Source organism: Gordonia sp. NPDC003504 (assembly GCF_053587995.1).
In genome coordinates this window covers 727,496-737,608 of record NZ_JBSFPC010000002.1, presented here as the reverse complement: position 1 = coordinate 737,608, position 10,113 = coordinate 727,496, and the positions used below count along the sequence as shown (strand labels likewise).

Annotated in this window: 10 protein-coding genes; 5 read left to right on the top strand and 5 right to left on the bottom strand. The window is 65.8% G+C overall.

All coding sequences use genetic code 11. The features are described 5' to 3' along the window. Positions 1-41 precede the first annotated feature (41 nt). The gene (locus ACWDPV_RS07655; RefSeq protein ID WP_449742416.1) at positions 42-1,877 is read right to left on the bottom strand and encodes an acyl-CoA dehydrogenase; all 1,836 of its coding nucleotides are present in this window, start codon (positions 1,875-1,877) and stop codon (positions 42-44) included. 257 nt (positions 1,878-2,134) lie between these two features. Here ACWDPV_RS07655 and ACWDPV_RS07650 point away from each other — a divergent pair, with 257 nt between their 5' ends. Then, complete coding sequence (locus ACWDPV_RS07650; RefSeq protein ID WP_449742415.1) at positions 2,135-3,076, top strand: aldo/keto reductase; 942 nt, start codon at positions 2,135-2,137, stop codon at positions 3,074-3,076. 191 nt (positions 3,077-3,267) lie between these two features. On the opposite strand, the gene ACWDPV_RS07645 is transcribed toward ACWDPV_RS07650, so the two are convergent. Both ACWDPV_RS07645 and ACWDPV_RS07640 read right to left on the bottom strand, forming a co-directional pair. Continuing rightward, positions 3,268-4,044, bottom strand: coding sequence for a deoxyribonuclease IV (locus ACWDPV_RS07645; RefSeq protein WP_449742414.1), 777 nt, complete (start codon positions 4,042-4,044; stop codon positions 3,268-3,270). Between the two features lie 330 nt (positions 4,045-4,374). Beyond that, positions 4,375-4,581 carry a hypothetical protein gene (locus tag ACWDPV_RS07640; protein WP_449742413.1) on the bottom strand — a complete coding sequence of 69 codons (207 nt, stop codon included), beginning with the start codon at positions 4,579-4,581 and terminating at the stop codon, positions 4,375-4,377. Between the two features lie 177 nt (positions 4,582-4,758). Between ACWDPV_RS07640 and ACWDPV_RS07635 the strand changes: the two genes are divergently transcribed. The 3 genes from ACWDPV_RS07635 to ACWDPV_RS07625 are packed head-to-tail and all read left to right on the top strand — an operon-like array spanning position 4,759 to position 7,263. Beyond that, complete coding sequence (locus ACWDPV_RS07635; protein ID WP_449742412.1) at positions 4,759-6,108, top strand: phosphatase PAP2 family protein; 1,350 nt, start codon at positions 4,759-4,761, stop codon at positions 6,106-6,108. A 10-nt stretch (positions 6,109-6,118) separates the two neighbouring features. Further along, the gene (locus ACWDPV_RS07630) at positions 6,119-6,544 is read left to right on the top strand and encodes a hypothetical protein (RefSeq protein ID WP_449742411.1); all 426 of its coding nucleotides are present in this window, start codon (positions 6,119-6,121) and stop codon (positions 6,542-6,544) included. A gap of 56 nt (positions 6,545-6,600) precedes the next feature. Beyond that, positions 6,601-7,263, top strand: coding sequence for a DUF305 domain-containing protein (locus ACWDPV_RS07625; protein WP_449742410.1), 663 nt, complete (start codon positions 6,601-6,603; stop codon positions 7,261-7,263). Between the two features lie 57 nt (positions 7,264-7,320). Here the strand turns inward: ACWDPV_RS07625 and ACWDPV_RS07620 are convergent, their stop codons facing one another. Next, positions 7,321-8,364, bottom strand: a complete 1,044-nt coding sequence (locus tag ACWDPV_RS07620) for a DUF4185 domain-containing protein (RefSeq protein ID WP_449742409.1) — start codon at positions 8,362-8,364, stop codon at positions 7,321-7,323. 108 nt (positions 8,365-8,472) lie between these two features. Then, positions 8,473-9,372 carry an acyl-CoA thioesterase domain-containing protein gene (locus tag ACWDPV_RS07615; protein ID WP_449742408.1) on the bottom strand — a complete coding sequence of 300 codons (900 nt, stop codon included), beginning with the start codon at positions 9,370-9,372 and terminating at the stop codon, positions 8,473-8,475. Positions 9,373-9,480: 108 nt separating this feature from the next. On the opposite strand from ACWDPV_RS07615, the gene ACWDPV_RS07610 reads away from it, so the two are divergent. Beyond that, the gene (locus tag ACWDPV_RS07610; RefSeq protein WP_449742407.1) at positions 9,481-10,047 is read left to right on the top strand and encodes an HdeD family acid-resistance protein; all 567 of its coding nucleotides are present in this window, start codon (positions 9,481-9,483) and stop codon (positions 10,045-10,047) included. Positions 10,048-10,113 lie beyond the last annotated feature (66 nt).

The following is a 10,113-nucleotide window of genomic DNA, read 5'->3' as shown; positions in this document are numbered from 1 at the left end:
GCTGGGACCTACGGGTCCCAGCCCTTCGCGCTTCCAGTGGCTCAGAAGGCCGCTTCGTCGAGCTCCATGATGTCATTGTCGACGTTCTCGACGGTGACGCGGACCGCGGTGAGTAGCGGAAGCATGTTCTTCGCGAAGAAGCTCGCGACCGCGACCTTGCCCTCGTAGAAGGCCTTGTCGTCGCCGGTCACGCCCTCATCCAGCTTGGCGATGGCGATCTCCGACTGGCGCAGCAGCAGCCAGCCGATCATCAGGTCGCCGACGGCCATCAGGAAGCGCACCGAGCCCAGGCCGACCTTGTAGAGGTCCTTCGGGTTCTCCTGCGCGTTCATCAGGTTGCCGGTGAGCGAGGCCGCCATGCCCTGGACGTCCTCGAGCGCGGTCTTGAGCAGTGCGCGCTCGGCCTTGAGGCGGCCGTTGCCGGCCTCGGAGTCGATGAACGACTGGATCTGGCCCGCGACGTGTGCCAGGGCCTGGCCCTTGTCGCGAATGATCTTGCGGAAGAAGAAGTCCTGCGCCTGGATGGCCGTGGTGCCTTCGTAGAGCGAGTCGATCTTGGAGTCACGGACGTACTGCTCGATCGGGTAGTCCTGCAGGAAGCCGGAACCGCCGAAGGTCTGCAGCGACTCGTGGCCGAGGTTGGCGTAGGCACGCTCGGAGCCGACGCCCTTGACGATCGGCAGCAGCAGGTCGTTGACGCGGTGGGCCAGGTTGGCGTCGGCGCCCGAAACGATCTGTGCGGCAACGGCATCCTGATGCGACGCGGTGTAGAGGTAGACTGCTCGCAGGCCTTCTGCGTAGGCCTTCTGGGTCATCAGCGAACGCCGCACGTCCGGGTGATGGGTGATGGTCACACGCGGAGCGGCCTTGTCGGTCATCTGCACCATGTCGGCGCCCTGCACACGCTCCTTGGCGTAGTCGAGGGCGTTCAGGTAACCGGTCGACAGCGTCGAAATGGCCTTGGTGCCCACCATCATTCGGGCGTGCTCGATGACGTCGAACATCTGGGCAATACCCTTGTGGACCTCGCCGACGAGCCAGCCCTTGGCTGGGATGCCGTGCTGGCCGAAGGTGACCTCACAGGTCGCCGAGGCCTTGATGCCCATCTTGTGTTCGACGTTGGTGACGAAGGCGCCGTTGCGCTCGCCGAGTTCGCCGGTCTCCGGGTCGAAGTGGAACTTGGGGACGAAGAACAGCGACAGGCCCTTGGTGCCGGGGCCGGCGCCCTCGGGGCGGGCGAGCACCAGGTGGAAGATGTTCTCGGTCATGTCCTGGTCGGCGGAGGTGATGAATCGCTTCACGCCGTCGATGTGCCAGGAGCCGTCCTCCTGCTGGGTGGCCTTGGTGCGGCCGGCGCCCACGTCGGAGCCGGCATCGGGCTCGGTGAGCACCATGGTGGCGCCCCATCCGCGCTCGGAGCAGATTGCGGCCCACTTCTTCTGCTCGTCGGTGCCGTTGTCGTAGAAGATGTTCGCGAAACCGGAGCCGGCGGCGTACATGAACACCGGGGGATTGGCGCCGAGGATCATCTCGCCGATCGCCCAGTACAGCGAGCGGGGTGCGGGCATGCCGCCGAGTTCCTCGGCGACGCCCACCTTGTCCCAGCCGCCTTCGATGAGGGCGTTGTAGGACTTCTTGAAGCCCTCGGGGATGGTGACGCTGTGGGTGTCGGGATCGAAGACCGGCGGGTTGCGGTCGACGTCGGCGAAGGACTCCGCGATCGGGCCCTCGGCGAGGGACTTGACCTCGCGGAGCATGTCGACGGCGGTCTCATGATCCAGGTCGCCGAACTCCCCCGACTCGAGCACCTTGTCCAGTTCGAAAACCTCGAAGAGGTTGAACTGGAGGTCGCGCATGTTGCTCTTGTAGTGGCCCATTTGTGGATTCCTATCTGACGCGGGCTGAACTGGTCCCGTGCGGCGATCGTCGCTTCACTGCTTGGCTGGAGAACTCGAGGGCAAACGGTGTGAGAGCAGCACCGATCGACCCTAAGTTACTGGCCGGTAACCTCAAGAATACCCTGCCGGGTTCTGGTCGACAACCCGATGGTTTGTGACCGTGCTGACTTTTGCAAGCAGCTGAAAGCGGCGCCATGTGGGGTGCCGGAGCTGCGGGGCTCCGTACCCTCGATCGCATGTCCACTGCAGACCTCGTCCTCGGCTGTATGTACTTCGGCACGCGTACCGACGGCCCCACCTCCCGCGCCATCGTCGAACGATTCCTCGAGCGCGGCGGCACCACCCTGGACACCGCCGACTGTTACGCCTTCTGGGCCTCCGGTACCGGCGCCGGCGGGCAGAGCGAGGAGATGCTCGGACGGTGGTTCGCCGACAACCCCGGCGTGCGCGACGAGGTCGTGCTCGCCACCAAGGTGGGGCCCGAGCCGGTGCCGGGCCGCCCGGGGGAGGTTGTCGGGCTGGCCGCCGATGTGGTGACGCGGTCGGTACGGGCGAGTCTGCGCAGGCTGCGCACCGACCGGACGGACCTCTACTGGGCGCACCTCGAAGACCGCGCCACCCCGATGGCGGAAATCGTCGCCACTTTCGGCGGGCTCGTCGCCGACGGGACGGTCGGGCGGATCGGCATCTCCAATCACCCCACGTGGCGGGTCGAGCAGGCGCGGGCGCTGGCCGCGGTCGCGGGCAGTGAGCCCTTCACTGCCCTGCAACTCTCGACGTCGTATGTGCGACCGCGTCCGGATGCCGCGGTGCCGGGTAAGGATCACCGGTTCGGGTTCATGACGGATGAGACGATCGACTACGTCACCGAGCATCCGGAGTTGGAGCTGTGGGCCTACAGCCCGCTCATCCAGGGCAGCTATGACCGCGCCGACCGTCCGTTCCCCGAACCCTACGATCACCCAGGAACGACCCGCCGTCTCGCCGAATTGGCCTATGTGGCAGCAGAACTCGGTGCGACGCCGGGTCAGGTGGTGCTCGCCTGGCTGCTCGGCGGCACGCCGCCGATACGTCCGATTGTCGGGGTGAGTTCGGTCGCCCAACTCGACGAGGCCCTCGACGCGGCCGAACTAACCCTCACCGACGATCAGCGAGCCAGGCTCGACGCTGCCGTGTGAGGGTGCTGGGCGGTGTGCGGGGGACAGCGCTACGCGAGCCGAAAGTGCTGGGGGAGCACAAAAGTGGGGGAGGAGTGGTTCGTCCCCCACTTTCGCGTTCTTCGGCCGGAAACTGCTGGGGGACGAATCAGTAGGTGGGGGAAGAACTCCGGCGGCGCAAACCTGTGGTGCAGCCGTTGTCGTCCAACCCATCACACGGTCAGTGCCGACCGCAGATAGGCCAGGTCGTCCGGGATGCCCTCGGCGGGGGTCTCCAGGATGACCGGGGCGTCGGCGGCGGCCGCGACCGCGGCCAGCACCTCCGGATCGATGTGTCCGTCACCGAGATTCGCATGCCGATCGCGGCCGGAATCGAATTCGTCACGAGAGTTGTTGAGGTGTACCAGGTCGATACGACCGGTGATCGCCCGGACGCGTTCGACGAGGCCGACGAGATCCTCACCTCCGGCCCAGGCGTGGCAGGTGTCGAGGCAGAAACCGGCCTGGTCGAAATCGCCGACCGACTCCCAAAGTCGATCGATCGCCTCGAGGGTGCGCGCCATGGCGTGATCGCCACCGGCGGTGTTCTCGATGAGGATCGGAACGCCGAAGCCGCCCTTGTCGACCTGCCGGTCGAACAGCTTCCGCCAGTTGGCGAAGCCCTCGGCGGCATCGTCGTTGTCCCGGAGATGACCACCGTGGACGACGAGTCCGAACGCTCCGAGATCGGCAGCCGCGGCGGCCTGCTGTTCGACGGCCTTGCGTGACGGCATCCGCAGCCGGTTGTTCAGGCTGGCCACATTGATCTGATAGCTCGAATGCACGACGACGTCGATCGGTGACTCGCGGATGGCTGCCGCATCATCGCGGGGGACCGGCTTGTTCCACTTCTGCGGATCGGTCACGAACATCTGGAAGACGTCGATCCCGAGATCGGTCGCGGTGGCCAAGGGGTCGTCGTCCTCGCGCAGATGGGCTCCGATTCGCATGGTTCTCACCCTAGGGTATGTCTCCCATTGCCCTTTGCGGGTCTTGGCGGCTCGTTTCGACGGAGCTCAACGCGGCGGATTGCCCCCTGGCTGCGTTGTCGTCGGTCACAACGGCTCCGCTATTACTCGCCGTCGAGGCTCGTACCTCGCACCTCGGGACGACGCCTCCTCCGCCTTGCCGGAGAACAATCGATGCCGCCGATCCCTCGCAGAGGCAACGGAAGAGACACCCTGGAGTGCGGTGCCGACCGCTGATCCTCGGGCCGACCGCTGATCCTCGGGCCGACCGCTCATCTGCGGGCCGATATGGACACGGCGTGAACTGCCCGGTCAGTCGTTCGGTTCGGTCTCGATGGTGATGGGAACGCCCGACGCGATCAGCAGACGGCACGGTGCCTCGGTGTCGTGATAGAGGTTCAGCCACTGATGGCCGCCGCCCTTGGTGTACACGGATTCGAGCGCGCGGTCGAGGCGTGCCTCGGCCTCCCTGGTGATGATGTACCGCTGATCGCCGTATCGCAGGAATCTGTTCGGCATCGTCGACCTCCCTACCGGACCCGGGCCCACTGACTGTGACCTCTACCACTCTCGAGTCTAGGAGGTTTGGGTGTCGAACGGAGAACAACGCGTGTCCGAACGCGTCGAGAACACCAGATGTTCATTAGGCTGACGTTGGGTGACGAGCGGGAAACGGAATTGGTGAGGGGCTGGGGCTTGAGTATCGACGAGACGACGGGTCAGGCCTCGCGGTTCCCCAGAGCGCGGTCGGCGACCGAGGATTCGGTATCCGACGACACCAGATCCCATGACGTCAGACCCGATAACCCCGTCCCCGGCGACTCACTGCCCGACAACCTTGTGACCGACGATTCCGCTGCCGACCCCGTCGACCTCGAACCGGTCCTCGACGACCTCGCCGCGGCCGCCGAGATGGAGGCCGAACCCGAGAAGCGTCGGGACCTCACCGTCGTACGCAGGGTCGCACTGATCGCGTGGGGCCTGTTCATGGTCTGGCAGGTCGTCCAGTACGGCCTGGCCTTCGACCGCACCCGGTTGATCATCCTGCTGTGCCTCGGTCTCATCGCGGCCAGCATCGGACGCCGACGAACGATCACGGTCTTCCTCGACTGGGCGCCGTTCGCGCTGATCCTGCTGCTCTACGACTGGACCCGCAACGTCGCCCAGCTCATTCAGGTGCCCGTCGAATGGCATCTCGCGCCCGATGTGGACAAGGCGATGTTCGGGGTCGTCCCGACGGTGTGGCTGCAGGAGCACCTGAAACAGCCGTCGGCGCCGTGGTGGGAGGTCATCACCAGCGTCGTCTACATGTCGTACTTCGTCGTTCCGTATGCGGTGGCGGCGGTGTTGTGGCTGCGGGACCGCTCGGCGTGGCGTCGGTTCGCGATCTGCTTCGTCGCGACCACCTTCCTCGGGCTGGTCGGGTACACCCTGATTCCCGCGGCCCCGCCCTGGGCGGCAGCACGATGCACCGCCGCCCAGGTCGCCGACGGCCCGCGCGAAGCGATCTGCATGACCAACCCGGTGGCCACCGAACCCGGTGGCATGCTGGGGCCGATCGACCCCTCGTATGCCGACGCCGCGCCGTATGTGGAGCGCATCTCCCCGCGCGGCTGGGAATTCCTGCATATCCACGTCGCATCCGACCTCATCGAGATCGGTCAGGGGAAGTCGAATCTCGTCGCCGCGATTCCGTCCCTGCACGCCGGGTTGACGATGCTGCTCGCGCTGTTCATGTGGCCGCGGGTCAAGGCGCTCGGCCGAACACTGTTCATGGGCTACGCCCTCGCGATGGCGTTCACGCTCGTCTACACCGCCGAGCACTACGTCTTCGACATCCTGCTCGGGTGGGCGCTGGCCGGCGCGGTGGTACTCGTGTACCAACTGATCGATCGCCGCATCGTCGGGCCGCGCAACGCCCGGAAAGCCGCCGAACGCGACGAGGCGGCGGACCCCGACGCGGAGTCGGCGCACCGGGAGACCGTTGCCGACGCCGACGTGGCCGATGGTGTGCCGCCGGGGGCTTCGGTCTCGCAATCCGGATAGCCTCGGGGGCATGCCGATCGTCAGACGACCCCAGCGACAGCGGTGGCTGCGCGTCGTCGTGGTGATGCTGCTCGGTGTTGCGGTGGCGCTCATGCATTCGCTGATCGCCGGCACCTCGACAGCCGGCTCGCGGGACGGATCGACGCACTCGGTGGCATCTGCTCAGACGGCACCGTCCATGGCGACCGCCGGGATGCACGAGCACACCGACCAGGCGCACCTGAGTGACGGCGACCACTGCGTCCTCGGACATCACTGCGTATCCCTGCGGGGTGACGACGTCCCGCTGCCGCCGGTGATCCTGCTGATCCTGGTCTGGGGTTTCGCGGCGCTACCCGTCCTGATGGGTATCGCGCCGGCACTCATCGGCCGGCTGGGGCGTCCACCCCCGTGGGCCCATCCCACCCATCTGACGCTTTCGGTGATCCGCTGCTGATGGACGGCGTAAGCCCTCCGACAATACGTATCAATCACTCGCACAGGAGTTTTCAGATGTTCACCATCAACCGCACCCGACTGACGGGTGCTGCCCTCGCAGCCTGCGCAGCCCTGATCGTCGCGGGCTGCTCGTCGTCGGACGAGACCGCGACACATCCGAGCGGGGCACACGCCGGTCACATGAGCGGCGCCATGGATTCGGTGACGTCGTCGCCGGGCGCCTCGGCGCACAATCAGACCGACATCATGTTCAACCAGATGATGATCCCTCATCACGAGCAGGCCATCGAGATGGCCGAACTGGTGCCGAGTCGCACCGACAATCCTGCGATCCTCGCTCTGGCAACGCAGATCAAGAATGCCCAGCAGCCGGAGATCGACCAGATGACGGCTCGCCTGCGGTCCTGGGGGATCGCGGTCGACGACGATGCCGATGACGACATGGGCGGCATGCATCACGGATCCATGACGGGTTCGAGTTCGGCCATGGGCGGCATGATGAGCGATGCCCAGATGGATGCCCTCGAGGACGCCCGCGGGCAGGCCTTCGACACCCTGTGGCTGCAGGGGATGATCACCCATCATCAGGGGGCCATCACGATGGCCGATCAGGAACTCGCCGGCGGGGTCAACCCCGAATCACGCGAGCTGGCAACGCAGATCAAGACCTCGCAGCAGGCCGAGATCGACCAGATGAACGCACTGCTGGGTCGCTGACGCAGCACCTGCGGTTCTGTCTGCCGCTCGGCAGGCGGGACCGCAGGCCTGGCGACATCAGTTGCGCCGCAACGGCAATCGCATCAGATACACCTGGTATCCGTATGACACCGAATAGGTGAAATACAGGGTCGGACCCGACGTCGACCACGGATGGATGAAGGGCGCGTATCCGGAGTACGGGTCATTGCGTGAGACGACGAGTTCGCCCGCCGACCACGGTCCCTGCGGGCTGTCGGCGGTGCGCAGCATGACACCCGGTTCGGTCTGGACGAGCGCAACATACTTACCCAGGTACGAATTCCACGCCACCGACATCTCACCGGTCTTCGGCGGCATGATCGGCGTCGACGCCCCGGGATTGCGGGGGACCCAGTGGCCACGCGAAAAGTACTCGTAGGCACCGAGATTCTCGATCTGCGATGCCGGTACCCGAGCCAGATAGACTGCACCCCAACGACTGTCGGGAGTGCCATACTGGTAGACGGTGTCACCGACCTTCAGATACGCCGACATCTGGAACTTGACGTTGCCGCCCGTGTTCGGCCGATAGGTGTCGGTCCGGTGCCAACTGCGCCCATTGTCGGAAGACACCGCCAGGCCGGAGAAGTTGGTCACCCAATGGCTGTCGGCGACCCAGCGTTTCACCGACATGTAGTTCAGATACTGCCTGTTGCCCACGGCCACGCCGGCGGTCGGGATCAGGGTGATCTCGCGACGCAGATTGGGTTTGAGCAGTCTGCTCGCATAGCCGGGTGGCCCGGTGTGCCCGGTGAACGTCATCCCGTCGGCGAGGTTGCGATCGGTACTGCGCAACAGCACATTCGACCGCCAATGGAACAGCGACCCGTGCAGCAGTGACCACCCATTGAAGGATTGCGTGTCACCGAAGGCGGTGAGGATCTCGCCGCGGCCGTTGTCCCACATGATGCCGAGGTCGGTGCCGATGATCTGATATCGGCCGACCGTGTCGTTAATGGCCCCGGGACCGGTCAGCCGGCCGACCATCGACGCATTTCCGGCCGCGTAGTCGGCGGCACCGGCCGGTGACGCGACGGCCAGGCCCGTCGTCAGTGCCGCCGCGGTGACCACGATCGTCATGGCGGTCCGAATTCGGGACAGGCGAGACCGGAACATGTCCGGGACCTTAGCAAAAGCTGTGAGCCGACGTCGGGGCCGCGACACCGGACCCGCGCGGTCCCCGCGCGATCACTCGGTGACGAAACGCGCGTGCAGATCGTGGCTGGTGAAGTCGATCTCGGCGGCGGAATTGTTCACCGCGGTCACCATGCCGGTACCCCACATGCCCTTCGAGTCGTAGAGCCCCGCGGTCGAAGCGGAGATGCCGTCGTGTTCGGTATGCGAATCGGCCTCCACGCCGATCCACTGACCTTCGGGCAGACGCGACAACGCCACCGTGAGATCGCAGTTGATGAAACCGATGCCCGTCGAACCCCAATTGGCCATCAGGCTGGTCGATTCCGCGGCCGTCACCGCGCGCGCGAACGGCGTGATCGGCTCGCCGAGGACGGCGGGAGCGGCGCGCGACCAGCGACGTTTCCGTGCCCCGTTCTGGTGTCGCGACATCTCCGTATCCCACCGGCCGACGGTGCCGTCGGGCGCATCGTGCGACCACAACGTGGTGAACGCTTGCGGATCGTCCGAGTCCAGCGCGGCGTCACGGGCCGCATCGGCCTCCGGCGGAACGAACGTGATCGTGTCGGGTTGCCGTTCCCACCGGTCACCGGGTGGATTGTGCGACTCGCGCAGAAACACCGTCGTCGACCTGGCGACGACGACACCGTCGTCGCCGGTCCCCGGATTGTCGAAGAACTGCACGACGTCGAGTTCGGCGACGCGGATGCGACCTCCCGACCGGATGAGCCGGCCACGCGTGATCGTGGGGACTTCCCGCGCTGCCCGGAACAGGTCGATGGTGAAACGGGCGGGACGAAAACCGGGTTCGGCGAATGCCGTCTCGACGCGGTGTGCGGCCAATGCGCAGACCGCCGGGCCGTTGAGGGTGCCGGGCGCCCATAGGCTTCGGGCGAACGGGGTCGGCATCACCCGGTCGTCGGACTCGGTACGGAAGAAGGCGATCGGCGTCACGCGTTCTTGTCTACCGCCACCCGTTTCGGGTGATTCTCCCGGGGGCCTTTGGACTCAACCTGGCGGCTTTGAGTGCCCACCGCATGTCACGCGGGATACGCTTCGGCCATGACATTCGGTGTGTACACCAGACAGATCCCCGACGAACTCATCGGTGCGGTGAGATCAGCGATCATCGCGACATCGATTCTCGGCATCGTGCTGGGCATCATCGCGGTCGTCTGGCCGAGCGCGACCACCATCGTGCTGGCCGTCCTGTTCGGCATCTCGCTGATCATCACCGGCATCTTCCGCATCTACCAGGCCTTCGCCGCCACGTTCATCGCCCCCGGATGGCGCGTCCTGCTGGGCATCCTCGGATTCGCGATCCTGGTCCTCGGCATCATCGCGCTGTTCCATCCGGGCAATGCGGTGTGGCTGCTGGCGCTGTTCATCGGTGTCGGCTGGATCTTCCAGGGCGTCGGTGACCTCTACGCCGCGGTCACCAAGTCCGGGCACGCACCGACCTGGTTCCTCGTCCTCTCCGGCATCATCGGCCTGCTCGCGGGCATCGCGATGATCTCCCTCGGCGGAGTCGGCGTCGACTTCCTCGTCCTGATCGGCGGCATCTTCCTCATCGTCATCAGCATCGCCTCCCTGCTGACCCTGCCGAAGAAGGTCGACGCCTCGGTCTGAACCGCAACGTCGCCAACAACCCGTAGACGAAGCGGGCCGTCACCGAGATCTCGATGACGGCCCGCT

Excerpts from the sequence above, each read along its gene's own strand:
- ACWDPV_RS07640 (WP_449742413.1), bottom strand. The coding sequence starts at position 4,581 with ATGCCGAACAGATTCCTGCGATACGGCGATCAGCGGTACATCATCACC.
- ACWDPV_RS07655 (WP_449742416.1), bottom strand. The coding sequence starts at position 1,877 with ATGGGCCACTACAAGAGCAACATGCGCGACCTCCAGTTCAACCTCTTC.
- ACWDPV_RS07610 (WP_449742407.1), top strand. The coding sequence starts at position 9,481 with ATGACATTCGGTGTGTACACCAGACAGATCCCCGACGAACTCATCGGT.
- ACWDPV_RS07650 (WP_449742415.1), top strand. The coding sequence starts at position 2,135 with ATGTCCACTGCAGACCTCGTCCTCGGCTGTATGTACTTCGGCACGCGT.
- ACWDPV_RS07630 (WP_449742411.1), top strand. The coding sequence starts at position 6,119 with ATGCCGATCGTCAGACGACCCCAGCGACAGCGGTGGCTGCGCGTCGTC.
- ACWDPV_RS07625 (WP_449742410.1), top strand. The coding sequence starts at position 6,601 with ATGTTCACCATCAACCGCACCCGACTGACGGGTGCTGCCCTCGCAGCC.
- ACWDPV_RS07620 (WP_449742409.1), bottom strand. The coding sequence starts at position 8,364 with ATGACGATCGTGGTCACCGCGGCGGCACTGACGACGGGCCTGGCCGTC.
- ACWDPV_RS07645 (WP_449742414.1), bottom strand. The coding sequence starts at position 4,044 with ATGCGAATCGGAGCCCATCTGCGCGAGGACGACGACCCCTTGGCCACC.